Source organism: Vibrio sp. 10N.261.52.C2 (assembly GCF_041471425.1).
Lineage (GTDB): Bacteria > Pseudomonadota > Gammaproteobacteria > Enterobacterales > Vibrionaceae > Vibrio > Vibrio crassostreae_C.
Genome location: NZ_JBFROH010000035.1, coordinates 123,029 through 139,962, shown reverse-complemented (window position 1 = coordinate 139,962; position 16,934 = coordinate 123,029). Strand labels below are relative to the sequence as shown.

Here is a 16,934-nt window from a genome sequence, read left to right as displayed (position 1 = left end):
TGTTCATAAAGGGTGTTGTAGCGTTTTAAGTCATCGGGTTTCATGGGGTTACTCCTGTGAACGACCATCAGGGTGATGGTGTTACAAGAGTATGGTTTGCACTCGTTTTACTCTGCCGCGTAGCGGCTTCGTTCAACAATGTGTTTGATAGTTCACCGTAATAGACAAACCGTTTATCGACATCTTTAAAAGCTTGTAACGAACTTGAGTCTCCACAATCTCGCTGCAAGCCATGTTCTATAGCCTCGTACCAGAGTGATTGAAGTGTAGTGGATGATTGATTTTGGCCCGCAGATTAGAGGTTTTGCAATACGTCAGGTAATTCGTGAAAAGCTAATTTAGGATAATCACTGCAAACTTTTGTCCATTTCCTTCCAACTACAATCGTGATGACCAAATTAAAAAGGAGGTCATCATGGTAGTTTTCAACAAAACGAAACGAAGTGGCGTCAAAAAGCCTTTTCGGCTTGAGGAAATTTGGCGGATCAGAACCAGATTAGAAATTGAAAATAATTTGATGCAGCTTGCGTTGCTCAACTTAGCTATTGATAGCAAACTTAGAGCAAGTGATTTGCTCGTTCTCAGAGTTTGCGATGTATCTTCGCAAGATAGGATATTTAACCGCATTAAGCATATCCAGCGCAAAACAGATATTGAAGTTCAATTTGAGATAACGACAAGAACTCAACAGAGTCTAATGAAATGGATTTTGATGGCTTCGCTACATGACAGCAATTTTATTTTCCCAAGCCAAAGGCGAAAGCAACAACCGATTAGCTATTCGTACTATCGATACTTAGTGAGGAGATGGGCTTCTAATCTGGGGTTGGATCCTAACTTGTATGGCACTCACTCGATGAGGCGAACAAAAGCGACGTTAGTCTACGCAAAAACGAAAGATATCCGAGCGGTGCAGCTACTACTTGGTCATACCAAGGTAGATAATACAATCCGCTATCTTGGGGTTGAATTAGAAGATGCATTGTTGCTTTCAGAAGGTACTGAGTGTTAATCGAAAAGGAACCTAAATACTTAGGTGTTTCAATTGCTATTACGCTGAAAGTTGTTACCCATTCACCGCTACACTTGATTATTTTCAATACGTTAAGTGCAAATACTACTAATCTGTCCAAGGTTTAGAGGACCTTGAACAGATTAGGTATACACAAGCTTAAATTAAACGTTGGAACGCGCGTTTTTCTTCTTTGATTTATAGGCTTTCATTGAAATTTTTAAAGCAAGCTGTTTTTGTTTAATTGAAATGAGTTGTCTAGTTACGACCTTATGGTGTAACTCTGTGATAAAGTTTTTTTCCCAAGGCGTAAGGCGGTCAAACCTCAATAAAATAGTGTCATTGAGTACATTGAACAACTCGTATTGGCTTTTATCCATTCGACTGCTAAGCATTCAATTAGAGCACTTAGCTAGAGAAATGACGTTAAGGCTTTCTACTTTCTCATTTTTTCCTAAGGTAATGATTCGATAAGAGATCCCACTCTCTAATAGTGGTCTTATTTCGATGTTGTCACAAAAACTAACGGCGACTTTTTCTACTAAGCGGTCCATATTCAAAGTTTTCTTTTTTACGAAAACAAGAGTGACACTATCGCCCTCTGACTGTGCATTTACGAGTGTGATTGAGCCTAACTCTTGTGGAAGTTGGCTTGAAATAACTGTCGCTCTATAATCGGCAAGTCCATTAGATTTTATTGGGCTTATCTGACAACCGTTAAGCATGACACTGACGAAGAGAATTACAGTTGTTCGTAGCATTATGCGCTCCTTCTCCCTTCAGGTGCCTTAAAATATTTATGGATATAACGTGAAGATATAGAAGATAAGAGCGCACTGTAATCTAAACTGAATGTGACTTTTTCCCCTACAAATAGTGGTTTCTGTGAGGATTCAAGGACAAGATGATCACTGGTTGAAGACATGATCTTAATCCCATTCGGAGCCTTAAGCCCGCTGACACAAACATCTTGGCGGCCTAATGCTAGAATAGCTTGTGAGACCTCCCCTCTATCTTGAAGGCTTTCTTTTTCACCAAAAGCATTTAACCCCCGACTCCCCCAAGGCAAAGTCGGTTTAGTCTTGGATTCAATCACTTCAGCGGTCAAAGAAACCGCATCCGTATGTAAGCCTTTGATATTTTCGAGCTCTAAAGGCTCACAGCCTAAAAAAATGGCTTCTCCTATACGAAGGTGATTGACTCGAGTTAAGCCTGTTCTCTGAAGAGCCCAGTTAACTGAAGCAGAATTACCCCCTGAAATAATTTCTAGATTGATCCCAAATTTAGCTTCAATTCCATCGGCAAGATCAGAAAGAATATTCATATTTTGATCATCTGGAGCGACACCATACCGACAGGCTAAATTCGTACCAATTCCTTTTATCGTGATGTTTGGTAAAGAAATAATCTCTCGGATAAAATCAATCACGCGATTTGGCATCACACCTTCTCTGAGATCGCCAAGCTCAACCATAATAATGATACCGTGACAGCAATTTTGTTGTTCCGCTGCATGTGAAAGCCTCTGAATCACTTCAACTTCAGAGTTTAAACTCATATCACTGTATTTTATTACGCTCGCCACTTGACTGAGCATGGGTGTACGTATCAGCATTTTAGGGGTAGCAATGCCAGATTCAGTCATCTTTTGAAGATTTTCGATTCTTGAATCGGCTAACATTGTTGCGCCAGCATCAATAAGAACTTGTGCGATGATAGGGTGGCCGAGGAAGGCTTTTGTTACAGGCGTAACGGATATATTTTTCAGTGAGAGCTGAGAAATCAGGAACTGAGCGTTATGATGAACTTTCCCACAATCGATGTCTAACCTAGGGTAGTTCACCCTTTTTCGGCCAGTTTACTTGCTATTATAGGAAAGGCTGACGTTACGATGTGCAGTAGATGTTCAACAGGCTGTGACAAGACATCAGTAACCGGTAAACCAAATTCGGTAGTGTAAGTGTCTATCGCACAACGTGTTTCATCCAACGACATATCTTCATGATTCAGTGTTAGTCCAATAACATTGGTATTAGAAAACGTTTCGATAAGATTGATTTCTGAGGCAATCGAAGGCATTGGGCAATCAGGAAAATCACTACGATATAAACGTTTAGGGGCATGTTGCAGTATCACACCCGTTGGACAACTGCCACGTAAGATAAAAGCGCTGGTTGAAAACGCAGGGTGACTCAAGGCTCCTTGCCCTTCAATAATAATCAGATCCGGATTTTCTTTTTCATAGGCCTGTACAATGACAGATTCCAACTCACCGGCACAAAATTGTGAAGGAACAGCATCGAGTGCAACGCAGTATTGTGCGCCCTGCATAATGCCTGTTTGACCAGTGGCAATCAGAACGACGTTAAGGCCTTTTTTAGTCAGTTCATTCGCCAATATTGTTGCTGTTGTTCGTTTTCCTAGCGCGCAATCCGTCCCCATTACAGCAATTCTCGGGCATTTAACGTTGTGTATTTTCCCGCTAAACGTTTTCAGTTCGCCTTTATTTTTGGGTTTGCGAGTATCGAATATTCGAACGTTATTCTTTAAGCTGGCTTCTAAAAATAGAGGATCATCGGTTAGGAATTCATGTAAGCCATTTACGATGTTCATTCCTAGTGACATGGCATTTAAAATGATGCTTTTATCTAAGTCAGATAAAAAGCCACTTGATGGCGCAATGCCAAAAATGAAGTAATCAGGAATGCTTTCTGCGTGAATGATAGCTTCTTCAGCATTAGCAAGGATAGGTATTCCATTGGCTTTGTTATCAAGAACTTCACCAGCATCTAAGCCAGCAGACTCACTATCAATAACTGATAGAATACGATAGCTTAACGAATGTCTCACTAATCCATTAGCGGTTTTACCATCAATTTTACCAAAATTACCTTCGCAATATATAATCGCAGAAGGGATGACTGGTTTTACTTCCTGAGCAAGTGGTAACCAAGGAGCTATATGGGGGACGTTGTTGGTATCTACATTTTCAATTCTAGAGAGTCTGAATATATTTCTTAACTTTTCGGTTGAGATGGACATAATTAAAGCCTGCAGTATGGCTTAGGAGGGCGACTAAGGAGTGCCGAGTTGCGAGTTCGGAAAAGAAAAGAAGTCCCTACTAAGCGGTAGGGATAACAACCAAGGTAACACACTCACCAGACTTTTGTTGGTTATTATTAATACGCTTTCTGAGTCTATTACTTTCAGACTTCGCCCATACTAGCGTAATTGATTAGATAGCTAATACTCATTGTTCAACGTCGCCGTATCAAACTCGCAGCTTTACGGTTTCAAGATACTTTTTCTAATATCAGTTAAGTGAATTAGAGTTTTGAGTATAACGCGTTTATGCCCAATAATGAGTTAGTATCCGCATCCATCTCCAAAACAAAAAAGGCCTCGCAATTGCGAGGCCTTTGGTTTTCTATCTATCAGAAGAGATTAGTCGCGAAGTGCTGCGCCGAATTTCTCTGAGATTGAAGCTACGATAGCATCTACTGAACCAGCGATGTCTGCATCTTCAAGTGTGCGCTCTACAGACTGTAGGCTAAGTGCGATTGCTAGGCTCTTCTTACCTTCTTCAACGCCTTGACCAACGTATACGTCGAACAGTTTAGCGCCTGTTAGGAATTCGCCACCAGCAGCGATACACGCTTCTACGATGTCGCCAGAAGCTACGGCTTCGTCAACAACTACTGCGATATCACGACGGTTTGCAGGGAACTTAGATACGGCTACTGCTTCTGGAAGCACGCGAGTGTTGATAGCTGCCCATTCGATTTCGAATACGATAGTGCGGCCGTTAAGACCAAACTTACGCTCTAGTTCTGGGTGAACAGTACCAATGATACCCACTTCTTTGCCGTCTACGACGATAGCCGCAGTTTGACCTGGGTGAAGTGCTGGGTGCTTAGCTGCTTTGAAGCTGTATGCGATTTCGTTTGCAGAAAGCTCAAGAACTGCTTCTAGGTCACCTTTAAGATCGAAGAAATCTACAGTGTTAGTTGCAATGTCCCAGTGCTCTTCGCCACGAGTACCAGAGATAACGCCCGCAAGCATCATTTCTTGGCGCATGCCGTTTTCAGCAGTTGCTTCAGGGATGAAACGTAGGCCTGATTCGAATAGACGAACGCGAGACTGTTGACGCTTTTGGTTGTGAACAACTGTGTTTAGTAGACCTTGGATTAGGCCAAGACGCATTGCTGACATATCCGCAGAGATTGGGAATGGCAGGATTAGCGGCTCAACACCAGGTACAACAAGTTTTTGCTGCTCTGGTTCTACGAAGCTGTATGTGATTGCTTCGTGGTAGCCACGGTCTACAAGAAGGTCACGAACGCGCTTAAGCGGTTGGTCAGCTTCTTTGTGGTCATTCATTTTAAGTGCCGCTTTAGGCGCTTGGTTTGGAATGTTATCGTAACCGTAGATACGACCTACTTCTTCAATTAGGTCTTGCTCGATTGCGATATCAAAACGCCAAGATGGAGACGTTGCCGTCCAGCCAGCGTCTGTCGTTTCAACGTTACAACCTAGGCGAGTAAGAATTTCCACTACGTCTGTAGATGGGATTTCGTGACCTAGTAGGCTATCTAGCTTAGCGCGACGTAGAGCAACTACGTTTGCTTTAGGAAGTGAGGCTTCAGATTCGCTGCCGTTTACTGGCGCAACTTCACCACCACAGATTTCAACTAGAAGCTGTGTTGCACGCTCCATAGCTGCTGCTTGTAGCGTTGAATCAACACCACGTTCGAAACGTAGAGAAGAATCAGTGTGAAGGCCGTAAGCACGTGCGCGACCACGGATGTGATCCGGTGCGAAGAATGCTGCTTCAAGAAGTACGTCTGTCGTTTCAGTAGTAACACCTGAATCTTGACCGCCAAAGATACCAGCGATTGCTAGTGCTTTGTTTTGGTCAGCGATAACAAGCGTGTTGCTGTTTAGTTCAGCTTCGTTGCCATCTAGAAGTGTTAGCTTTTCGCCCTGCTCTGCTAGACGAACCACGATACCGCCTTCGATCTTAGCGAGATCAAATGCGTGCATTGGTTGGCCTTGCTCTAGCATCACGTAGTTTGTGATGTCTACAACTGGGTCGATTGAACGGATACCACAACGACGCAGTTTTTCTTGCATCCAGATTGGAGATTCCGCTTTCACGTTTACGTTCTTAACCACACGGCCAAGGTAACGTGGACAAGCATCAGTTGCTTTGATTTCAACAGATACTGTGTCTTCAATGCTTGTTGCAACAGCGTCAACTGTTGGCTCTGTAACGTCTGCGCGGTTTAGTACGCCAACTTCACGAGCAAGGCCACGGATGCTGAAGCAGTCTGCGCGGTTTGCTGTTAGGTCTACGTCGATAGTTACGTCGTTAAGCTCAAGAAGCTCACGTACGTCCATGCCTAGCGTTGTGCCTTCTGGTAGCTCAAGGATGCCGTCAGACTCTACGTCGATACCTAGCTCAGAGAAAGAACAAAGCATGCCGTGCGATGGAACGCCACGTAGTTTTGCTTTCTTGATTTTGAAGTTACCAGGCAGTACTGCGCCAACTGTTGCTACTGCTACAGTTAGGCCAAGACGACAGTTAGATGCACCACATACGATGTCTAACAGCTCTTCTTCGCCGATATCAATTTTAGTTACTTGTAGTTTGTCTGCGTCTGGGTGCTGACCGCACTCAACCACTTTACCTACTTTAACGCCGGTGAATTCACCAGCAACAGGTTCTACATCGTCAACTTCCAAACCAGCCATAGTGATTTGGTGAGCTAGCTCTTCGCTGTTAATTGCAGGTTTAACCCACTCGCGTAGCCAAGATTCACTGAATTTCATAGTTTCGACTGCCCCGGATTACTTGAATTGTTTAAGGAAACGAAGGTCGTTCTCGAAGAACGCACGAAGGTCATTTACGCCGTAACGAAGCATCGTTAGACGCTCTACACCCATACCGAATGCAAAACCAGAGTATTTCTCAGGGTCGATGCCAACAGAGCGAAGTACGTTAGGGTGAACCATGCCACAGCCTAGAACTTCTAGCCATTTGCCATCTTTACGTTTCACGTCAACTTCAGCTGAAGGCTCTGTGAACGGGAAGAATGAAGGACGGAAACGCACTTCAACTTCTTCTTCAAAGAAGTTACAAAGGAAATCGTTAAGAATGCCTTTAAGTTGTGCGAAGTTTACGTTCTCATCAACTAACATACCTTCCACTTGGTGGAACATTGGCGTGTGAGTTTGATCGTAGTCGTTACGGTAAACACGACCCGGAGCAATGAAGCGGAATGGCGGTTTGCCGTTTTCCATCGTACGGATTTGAACACCAGAAGTGTGCGTACGTAGCATTAGATCAGGGTTGAAGAAGAAAGTATCGTGATCAGTACGAGCTGGGTGATCGTCTGCGATGTTTAGTGCATCAAAGTTGTGGAATGCATCTTCGATCTCAGGGCCAGACTCAGTGCTAAAGCCAAGCTCACCAAAGAACTGTTCGATACGCTCAACAGTGCGAGTAACTGGGTGAAGACCACCGTTCTCAATGCGACGACCTGGTAGGCTCACATCGATAGTTTCTTCAGCTAGTTTCGCTTCAAGCTCTGCACGTTGTAGTGCGTCTTTGCGAGCTGCGATCGCTTGTTGAACAGCACCTTTCGCTTTGTTGATCTCTTGACCAGCAGTGCGACGCTCTTCAGGTGGAAGTTTACCTAGGCTTTGTAGTTGAAGAGTTAGTTCACCCTTCTTACCTAAATACTGAACTCGCACTTCATCAAGTGCGACTAACGAATCTGCTGTATCAATAGCAGTCGTTGCATTAGCAATGATCTCTTCTAGATGTTGCATCATTTCCTCATCTACCAGTTGGTAGTGTCCGTATCGGATGATTAGTTTTTTTAGATAGCTACACATAGTAATCAAACACGCAACCAATGCCAAATTGAATCGCTAAAAGAACAAGTTATTGCCTAAAAACACGGCAAATTTAACAGGATATTAATGAGGAGTAGGAAGAAGTGGAACAATTACAGGTTCCACTTCTTAATTTGGAAATGACCTGAAGGCTAGATCTGAATAGAACAAACGCTGTTCTTCCCTGCGTTTTTTGCTAAATAGACGGACTCATCCGCCGCTTTAATCAATTCGTTCATGGTTTCGAATTCTTGGGTCATTTCAGCGACACCGACACTAATACTGCCAATCCAAACTTGATGACTGGTTTCAACCTCTAATTCAGACACTTTCTGTCGAGCGGTTTCCGCGATGTACATCCCACCTTTAAGGTCGGTGTTTGGGCAAATAACCAAGAACTCATCGCCACCTAACCGGCAAACAATATCATCATTACGGAACGTGTTTTTCAGTTCACGCGAGAGGGTTTGTAGCACCAAGTCGCCTGCATCATGGCCGCTGGTGTCATTAATGCGCTTGAAGTGGTCGGCATCAATCATAATACACACTAAAGGCATGCCCAGTTCTTTGGAGTCTTGCCAATGCAGCGCTAACTGTTTAAAAGCACTACGACGGTTATGCAAATTAGTAAGAGAGTCGGTTAATGACAGTTCTTCAAGTCTCTTATTCGCTCGTTTTAATTCTGCCGTACGTTCCTCAACTTTATCTTCGAGTAACTGGTTGAAGCGTAACAACTGTTTGTTTCGTTCAGAGACTTGTTCAAACAGGCCGTTAAGCGCAGCCAACAGCGGGACAGTCGCAGAATCTTGCTGCTTTTCTTCCGCTTCAAAGGCTTGCAGAGGTGTCGCGCCCTCTTCTATCGCGGTCATTTGTCGCGCCATGTTTTGGTCGATGCCGAGGATGTGGTAAGCAAGCCAGTGGATCAATAAATCAAGTAACTGCCGTGCTGACGACTGATCTTCTTCCATGATGAAAGCTTGCATACTGTAGATATCTTGCATAAATACACGATGCACTTTGATATGCTCTTCAATGTGTCGCTCATACACACCGCAATCTCTCATCAAAGATTCTTCTTCTTTAAAGTGAAATTCGGCATAGCATGTGAGATCGAGTAAAGCGACGTTTATGTCGTCGATAGAGATAGTGTTCTCTGACAACAGATTTCCGTAGTGGTTGATAATACCAACAAGATATTGATGCTGTTCATCTACAACACCAATGCCTGTTTCAAAGTTTTTATCCCAATTAAATGAATTCATAAATCCCTTAAGGCCGATACCACCAGCATGCTTCACATGCATACTCGGAGGTTATAGATACTGAAAAAAATATAACCATTTTACCTGTAGGTTTATTCGATTGTTTGATCCACTTTATAAAAAGACGACTTTGAACATTCTAAATATGGCTCATCTTAAATTTGAGACGTCCCCCCCAACAGGAACGCCCCACGAAGCTAACATTAGAAATAATATTCCAACGCCATCTCAACAAAGTCATCCTTGCGTGCGAAGAACAACAAGTCCTCTGGGGTTTCGTTCTCGAACAACCAAGCATTCAGTCGCCACTTGAGATTGTTGTTAATACGGCTCGATGCCTCTAGCTTGGCACTGTAGACATCACTGTTATCTAAGTCTTGAGTGATACCAGTAAGCACTTCGGTGCCGTCTTCATCGTTCAAAGCGAAACGTGCCCCAAGGAACACATCATTTTGGCCGATGGTTTGGGCATTGTTGCCTCGGCTGTCATACAGGTATTCAGCGATGAAGCCGATGTCCCAGTACGATTCAAGCGCCCCTACCCAAGTGTATTCAAAGCCTGTCGCCACGCCGGTATGGTTGTCGTAGCTGTCGCGATAAATGCTTTCCAGCTTCCATAACCAGTCACCGATAATGCCTTGAACATCCAATCCGAAGTGTTGCATTTGGGCGTAGTATGGCTTGAGTTGATTGCCTTCCACACGGTAATAAGGGTCGCGGTTTGTGCCGCCTAAGTAGCTTAAACCGACATCCCAATCACCGTACATTTGGCTGTAACGCAATGCCACATCAACGTGTTTTTCTTCTCGTGAAGATTCGTAAAGCGCATCGTCCGATACTGGCACGGTTGGCCTTAATCGACCGTCTTCGCCTGCGAAGGTACGCTCACGAAAATACGGCAGTAACATGGCGTCTATGGTGCCCCACTCTTTTATCGAGGTGAAGTGCACCATAGGCTGACCTAACTTGGATTCGCCATCGACCGATTCAATGGCATCGGTCTGGTTTACCACATCCACTAAATGCGCCGATTCGGTTACGCCCCAAAATACCTTTCCAACACCCGCTCGCAGTTCGTAATCATCCCAATAGGTTAAATACAAGGCTTCGCGAATATCACCATGAGTTCGTTCATCGTCTTCACTGTCTAGGCGATAAAACGGGGTGAAGGTAATGCTGCCGTTGCCCTCTTGTTGCTCCCAGTAAAACTCTGGCTGCAACACCAGTGAGCTTTGTCCTTTGTCTTGCCCTTGTAAACCGTCGCTAAAGAACTGCCTATGTTCAAGGTTAAACTGCCCTGCGAGCTCCGGGGTGATCTGTTCTACGAATTCAGAGCTAAAGCCTGCCGCCACACATGGCAACGACACCTGCATAAGCCCGACGGTCGCTGCCAAAGTTAAGGATAATTGGGTTCCTGTTGCCACAATCCTTTTCATATTCCTGCCTTATTTCGCACGTTTTAGTGTGTTCTTTTGGAAATCCTTGTCTTTAAGACCGGTCTGGAACACTAAATCTGTCGTGGTTAATACGGTGCTTTTGCCTGTTTGATGGTTTTGCATCGCCATGGTGTGTGCGCGCCAGTATTGGTTTAGGTACTGTTTGTAATCTTGGAACGATAGAGTTTTAAGCAGTGCGCCTTTGCGGTCGTAAAACTCGACTTTCATTGGGCGGTAGTGCTGTTGGTCTAGCCATACCTTTTGCATGGTGTAGCCTGAGTTTTTATCGGTCGGTACTTGCTCTAAAACAAAGGTGTCTACGCCTTCCAGTTTCGCGTCTTCAATGTAGTTGAAGGTGTACTTTTCAAGTTCAAACGAGCTTAAGTCCTCATACGCAAATTCACTGCCCATAAACGGGCCAGATTTGTTGCGTGAAGAGATGCGTTTTACACGCTTGAGTGCAGGAAGATACAACCACTGGTCATCGGATTTGGTGATGTGCGAATGGTTTAGGAAAGCCGTGCCTTTTACGTCGCGTGGTTCATCAAAAATGGTTAAGCCTTTGTCGCCATCGTCATCGACTTCCAAAGATTTCAATCGCATCAGACGTGTACTGCTTTCGCCCTGTTTGTTGCGAAGTAGCATTTCCATGGTTGCGACAGAATCGCCCCACCCGACATCGACCGCTTTACGTTGCTCGGCAATTTCTAAGCCTTTCGCAGGGTCTGCTAACGCTGGGAAAGCGGCGAATGTGCTCAGTGCCAACGAGCTAACAGTAAGTAATGTAGTAGCGAATGTTTGTTTAACGCTTTTCATAAATATCTCCTTGAGTCAGCCCACCGCAGCAGGCCGACGTTTCCTTATTTGGTCGAAGTAGTCAGTTCGGCTGTCGATCTAGGCTGCGACTTGGTATCTGGCTTTGATTCGTGCTGAGTTTTAGCTGAATAGTGGGCCTGTTTGTCGAAGATCATCAGTAAGCTTGGTAGCAAGATGAAATCGACCACCAGCGCAATGAAAATCACAATCGCGCTGAGTAAGCCCATGTCGGAGTTGAGTCTGAAGCTCGACATCGCCAGTACAGAGAAACCGGCCACTAGCACAACAGTGGTGATCCACAAAGCGCGACCTACGGTGTGGAAAGCGTATCGAACCGCTTCTTCTGCTGATTTCCCTTCGATTCTTGCGCGCTGGTATTTACTCAAGAAGTGCACCGCATCATCAACCACGATACCCAACGTGAGCGTGACCACGACTGACAAACCGAGGTTGATTTCACCTGAGATAAGCGCCCATAAACCAAAGCCAATGATCGCAGGCGCAATGTTGGGCACTAGGCTGATCATGCCTAAGCGAACCGAGCGCAATGCAAAGATCATCAAGCCAGAGATAAGCACTAGGGTGATAGGCAAAGTTGATAGCATGCTCGCCATGTTGGTTTCGCCAATATGAGCAAACATCAGTGACGGGCTCGAAGCCACCACTTCATATTGCGGTGCATTGGCTGCAAACCATGAGTAAATGCGCTCTTCGAGTTCGACTAGCTCAACGCTGCCAAGGTTATCGACGGTGAGTACCATTTTGATCGATGATTTATCGACGTTAATCTGGTTGTTCAAGTCCAAGCCGTACGGCAGAGACATTTCGTAAAGCAGCAGATATTGCGCGGCAAGTTCACGGTTCAGCGGTAGCTTGTAGTAGCTGTCGTCGTCGGCATGCATATTCTTGTTCAAACGCATATAAACATCAGAAAGCGTTGCCACATGGTCAGTTTCTGGTTGAACGCGTAGCCACTTAGTAAAGTCACCAATTGCTTGCAAGAACACAGGATCAGCAATCGCTTGAGACTCGTTAGTTTTCACTGCGATACTGAGGGTTGTCATGCCGCTTACGGTCTCTTCCATGAAGTCAGCCGCTTGTCTGAATTCACTTGAGGTATCGAAATACTTCACCGATTCATCGTTGACTTTGTTGAGCGGAATTAACGCGGCAGCGCCAACAATCACTAGCGTAGAAATCGGCAGCAGTGCTTTACGGTTAGTTACGACAAAATCGCCCAGCTTATCCATGAAGGTGACTTTGTCTGCCGCCTTAGGGTTGGCAGGTAGACGTTTGACTGGCAGCAGTTTTAGCAACGCTGGCAACATAGTCACAGACAAGAAGCACGCAATAAGTACACCCAGTGCCGATAAGTTACCGAAATCACGCAGCACTGGTGAGTCCGACATGTTCATCATCAGGAAACCAATCGCAGTGGTCACCGAGGTGATCAGAATCGGCATCGCATTGAGCTTGATGCTGTATTGAATGGCTTGTGCTTTCTCCATACCGCGCTGCATCGCTTGTCTCATGGTCACAATCACGTGAACACAATCAGCCACCGCCAAAGTTAAAACCAAGGTTGGCACATTCACGGTTGCGGTACTCAAGAACATCCCTGCCCAACCAGACAATCCCATGGTGGCAACAATCGAAGAGATGATCACAATGAGCGTCGCCACCACACTAAAGAACGAGCGCAGCATAAAGGTCAGGAACACCAGTACCACCAACAGCATTAAGGGAACGAGCGTTGAGCTGTCTTCTTGAGCCGAAGTCATAAACGCGTTGTTCATGGCTATGATGCCCGCTTTATGGAATTCGACATTAGGATACTGAGCTTGGTACTTGCCGATCATGGTATTGATTGCTGCAATCACCTCTTGCACTTCTGCGGTTTTGTCCACTTCTGGCAGTTGCACGGTGACGTTCACAATCGTCACATCGCCAGAGGCCGACACCAAGGCATTCTTAAGCAACGGCTCGTTAAGGGCGATCTGTTTTACTTTGGCGATGCGTTCTGGTGTGTGTTCGTACTCTTCATACAGTAAGTCTTCTACCAAAAGATCATCTTCAATGGCTTCGGTGTGCTGATAATTAGCAAGGGAATCGACACGGCTTGAATACGGGATCTGCCACGCATCAACCGTGAGATTTTGAATCAGGGTGAGAGTTTCAGGGGTGAAGACATTGCCATCTTCAGGTGCGACAACAATCGCAAGGTTGTCGGTTTTTGCAAAGGTGGTTTGGATTTCATCGAACGCCATCAACTGCTTGTTGGTGCCTTCGAAGAAGATGTTGTAGTCCCCTCTAAAGTAGAGGTTCTTAGCCCCTAATGCAGAGAGAATGATGATTGAAAACACCACCAGCAGAACGATAAACGAACGCTTGGTAGGTATTGAGTGCCAACTGTTTAGATCTGTGTTTGCGCTATCGGCATTAGGGTTATCTCGGTTTTGCTGATCGAACGTGGGCTTCTGGCTGTCATGTTTCATCACAGTCTCCATTTGTGACGATTCGTCATATTTGTGTCATAAAAAGCCAGCCGAAGCTGACAAAAGACACAATGCTTAGTCAAACACTCAAGAAAACAGCAACCACAGTCGGTCAGCCTCAAGTTTGTGACGAATCGTCAAAAATGGTTATTAATAAACCCACATGTGTGGGCTTAACGGAAGCTATCGACCTACAGACTCTAAGTAAGCGATCTCTTCACTGAACAGTTCTTGTTCTACACGACGCCAAGTTTTGCGGTAATCCCAGTCACTAGAAAGGGGCTGCCAATTGAGGCCGTCTAGAATCATGTTCGCGTTGTGTAATACTGAATACGGGTCTTGTAACCGCTTAATACAATGACTGTTTGATGCATTCTGTGACAAAGCATTTGAACCAAATGCGATTGACCAGTTAGCAAAAACGATGGCATCTGAGCCAACGCCAGAAGAGAACTTTAGGTCACCCGCTTCTACCGCTTGGTTAACCATAGAGTCGCATTGTTCAATCACCAACTCTTCCAGTTCATTCATCTCGGCGACGCGTGCACTAGACGCTTTCTCTAGTACCCACGGGCTTTTAGCCATGATCGCACAGGTTGATAGTACCGGTTCCATGCGAGCATAGATTCGGTAAGCAACGTGCAATGCGACGATCTTTTCACGTGTGTTGCCTTCAAACTCTCCAGAGCGAGCAAACATCATTGCTTCTGTCTTGAGAGAGTGAATACATAACGCTAAAACGACGTCTTCTTTGCTGCAAAAGTGATTGTATATCGTACCTTTAGAATAAGAGCTCGCTGCCGTTAGCTTGTCCATCGTGAGGTTTCCGAACCCTTGTTCTCGAACCAGATCTTTTGCTAACAACATCAACTCTACTTCTCGGTCTGCAATAGACTGCTGCTTTTTAGACAACACGCCTTTGCAACCAAAGATACCTTGTTTATCGCCTTTACAACCAAAGCCAAACATAATTTTTTAGTCCGTATATGAGCTTAGCCGTTATCTAAGCTTCGCCAGTATTTAAAACACTCCTATCCAATATATTAACACGAATAGTAAATTCATGTAGTTAACCATTTTGTGACGCTTCGTCATTTCTGACTTATCGTCATAATAGCGCAAGTATTGATCATATCAAGGGGTTTTGTAAATTAAATACATTTTGTGAATGGAAAGAGAATAAATGGGATATAGCTAAGAAAATCATCAATAGTTGACCTAAAGAGAAGACTTTAAAAAAAGACCTGTATTGTGACCAACAGAATGTGGACGCGAATTGGGCATTCTTAACCTAACAAAGAATGTAGGCACTTTAAGCTGCTATGCGTATTCATGCCCAATGATTCCTAGCTTAAACCACAAGAATGAATGACTGTAGGCTTACTTTATGGGGCAGACGTCTCCTTATGGTCAATATTTGGCTTACTAATGCCGTTTTCTGTTAAGTTGCTATAAATTCGGTAAGGGGTGACTTACAATAGTGACAACGACTTACCTTTTTTGAGAACACGATATTGAGCGCCAAATATTCTTATTTAGCTTGGCAAGTGAATACTTCTAGCCCTGCAGAAAAGCTGGTTTTATTGATGCTTGCAGACGGTGCTGACGAATTCGGCTACACCAATGTGTGCCTACAAACAGCAGGTCAACTTTGTGCTCTCTCTACGTTTGGTTTAGCCGACTGTCTTAAGTGTTTAGTCGACCAAGGTTTTCTCGATAAGGTAAAAGTAGATTATCGGGATAAAAAAGAGATTCACGTTTTCAAAATGCTCATTGAGCAAGAGCAAACTGCGGCGCACGTTGAGGTTCAACCGACCAATAGTATTCCGGTCTACTCTACGGCACCTGCACCTGCACCTGCACCTGCACCTGCACCTGCACCTGCACCTAAGTTTCAGCCTGCTCCGGCACCAATGCAACACATGCAGCAGGCCCCTCGCCCACAAGGTCGAGGCTCAATGAACAGCAACACCGTCTCTACTCATGATCTCAACGAAGAAGAGATACCATCATGGGCAGAACGTGCGTTTAAATTCTCCGGTTTGACCGGTGACCATAGTTTAGTATGGAAGAAATTTGTCCTCTGGTATAAAGCCAAAGCCAATGAATTAATGCCATTATCTCGGATTGAATCCAAGCTGCAGTACTGGCTAGTTAACGAGAAGCAAAATGAAAGACAACAACAGCAGAAGACCGCTCAATATTCAGGAAATGCAGGACAAGCTCAAGGAAATGGGTATAGACAAAAGCTTAGCCCATCTGAACGCTTCAGGCAGCAGCTCATTCAAAAAGGCAAAAAGCCAACCTTCTGAGCCTGTTGTATCTGACGTTCCTGCACGATCTGAAATAATTGAAGCAAAAAGCACTGAAGTTAATGTAGCGGCTGCACAAGCTGCGGATTCTGGTGCGTCTCAACAAGTACCTGTTGTTGATCAAGATCCTGCAGAGCTGGAACTAACCGATTGGTGTATTCACGTGTTCGGCTCTTTCTTGAGCGTGTACGAAACGCAGTGGGAATATCAGTACGGTAGTGAGCCAAGCGGTAAGTTCATTGAGTTTGCCAACTCAGTCGATTCAGACGGCCTTAACCGCGTGCTAATGCACTGTCATGAACGTATTCAACTTGGCAACAGTTGGCCGCCGCAAATGGGTGAGCTTTGGATCCTGAAAGATTCTTTGACTGAAGAAGAGTTGTTGGATAGCCGTATTCGAGTGTTGTCACGCTCTGCAGATAATAAGATTGAGCAATGGTTAATCCAGAATAAACTGTACGATTTAAAGCGCACGGCTGAAAACAAACTCGATGGCCTGTTCAAGAAGTATTACTTGGAAGCGAAACGTTTAGATGAGAAAGGCATGCTTGAAACTGAGTTACCAGAATTCCTGCTTGCCGCTAACTCTGTAAAGAACCTGAACGATTTAAAACGCGAAGAGTACGAAAGTAAACACGGTAAAGCGATTAACCCAAGAATTCAGCGTATTCTCAACAGTAAAAAATAACCATCCGCTTACT

The 16,934-nt window shown here is 44.7% G+C and carries 13 protein-coding genes and 1 pseudogene; 3 read left to right on the top strand and 11 right to left on the bottom strand.

Annotation, left to right across the window (positions count from 1 at the left end):
• Positions 1-415 precede the first annotated feature (415 nt).
• Positions 416-1,012 carry a tyrosine-type recombinase/integrase gene (locus AB4307_RS14640; RefSeq protein ID WP_372129975.1) on the top strand — a complete coding sequence of 199 codons (597 nt, stop codon included), beginning with the start codon at positions 416-418 and terminating at the stop codon, positions 1,010-1,012.
• Between the two features lie 164 nt (positions 1,013-1,176).
• Here the strand turns inward: AB4307_RS14640 and AB4307_RS14635 are convergent, their stop codons facing one another.
• The 11 genes and pseudogenes from AB4307_RS14635 to AB4307_RS14585 all read right to left on the bottom strand — a co-directional run bounded on the left by AB4307_RS14635 (position 1,177) and on the right by AB4307_RS14585 (position 14,890).
• On the bottom strand, positions 1,177-1,407 hold the full coding sequence (locus AB4307_RS14635; protein WP_004735670.1) for a hypothetical protein: 231 nt from the start codon (positions 1,405-1,407) through the stop codon (positions 1,177-1,179).
• Complete coding sequence (gene gspS2, locus AB4307_RS14630) at positions 1,408-1,773, bottom strand: type II secretion system pilot lipoprotein GspS-beta (protein WP_016788065.1); 366 nt, start codon at positions 1,771-1,773, stop codon at positions 1,408-1,410.
• Positions 1,730-2,855: pseudogene (locus AB4307_RS14625) on the bottom strand (alanine/ornithine racemase family PLP-dependent enzyme). Before AB4307_RS14625 ends, gspS2 begins: the two are co-directional and overlap by 44 nt.
• Positions 2,852-4,054 carry an N-acetyltransferase DgcN family protein gene (locus AB4307_RS14620; protein ID WP_372132220.1) on the bottom strand — a complete coding sequence of 401 codons (1,203 nt, stop codon included), beginning with the start codon at positions 4,052-4,054 and terminating at the stop codon, positions 2,852-2,854. The pseudogene AB4307_RS14625 and the gene AB4307_RS14620 overlap by 4 nt, the downstream one beginning before the upstream one ends.
• 402 nt (positions 4,055-4,456) lie before the next feature.
• A complete protein-coding gene (pheT, locus tag AB4307_RS14615) occupies positions 4,457-6,844 on the bottom strand; it encodes a phenylalanine--tRNA ligase subunit beta (protein WP_372132217.1) in 2,388 nt (795 codons plus the stop codon).
• Positions 6,845-6,862: 18 nt separating this feature from the next.
• A complete protein-coding gene (gene pheS / locus AB4307_RS14610) occupies positions 6,863-7,846 on the bottom strand; it encodes a phenylalanine--tRNA ligase subunit alpha (RefSeq protein ID WP_004734764.1) in 984 nt (327 codons plus the stop codon).
• Between the two features lie 218 nt (positions 7,847-8,064).
• Positions 8,065-9,174 (bottom strand): GGDEF domain-containing protein, encoded by a 1,110-nt coding sequence (locus tag AB4307_RS14605; RefSeq protein WP_029235308.1) that lies wholly within the window; start codon positions 9,172-9,174, stop codon positions 8,065-8,067.
• Positions 9,175-9,377: 203 nt separating this feature from the next.
• A complete protein-coding gene (locus AB4307_RS14600) occupies positions 9,378-10,610 on the bottom strand; it encodes a hypothetical protein (protein ID WP_372132215.1) in 1,233 nt (410 codons plus the stop codon).
• 9 nt (positions 10,611-10,619) lie between these two features.
• Positions 10,620-11,426 (bottom strand): outer membrane lipoprotein-sorting protein, encoded by an 807-nt coding sequence (locus tag AB4307_RS14595; RefSeq protein WP_017060448.1) that lies wholly within the window; start codon positions 11,424-11,426, stop codon positions 10,620-10,622.
• A gap of 44 nt (positions 11,427-11,470) precedes the next feature.
• Positions 11,471-13,933, bottom strand: coding sequence for an efflux RND transporter permease subunit (locus AB4307_RS14590; RefSeq protein WP_372132212.1), 2,463 nt, complete (start codon positions 13,931-13,933; stop codon positions 11,471-11,473).
• A 171-nt stretch (positions 13,934-14,104) separates the two neighbouring features.
• Positions 14,105-14,890: a TetR/AcrR family transcriptional regulator gene (locus tag AB4307_RS14585; protein ID WP_004741595.1), complete on the bottom strand. Its 786-nt coding sequence runs from the start codon at positions 14,888-14,890 to the stop codon at positions 14,105-14,107.
• A gap of 545 nt (positions 14,891-15,435) precedes the next feature.
• On the opposite strand from AB4307_RS14585, the gene AB4307_RS14580 reads away from it, so the two are divergent.
• Together AB4307_RS14580 and AB4307_RS14575 are read left to right on the top strand one after the other, a co-directional pair.
• Complete coding sequence (locus AB4307_RS14580; protein ID WP_372132210.1) at positions 15,436-16,233, top strand: hypothetical protein; 798 nt, start codon at positions 15,436-15,438, stop codon at positions 16,231-16,233.
• Positions 16,154-16,921 carry a hypothetical protein gene (locus AB4307_RS14575; protein ID WP_372132225.1) on the top strand — a complete coding sequence of 256 codons (768 nt, stop codon included), beginning with the start codon at positions 16,154-16,156 and terminating at the stop codon, positions 16,919-16,921. The genes AB4307_RS14580 and AB4307_RS14575 overlap by 80 nt, the downstream gene beginning before the upstream one ends.
• The last annotated feature ends 13 nt before the right edge of the window (positions 16,922-16,934 follow it).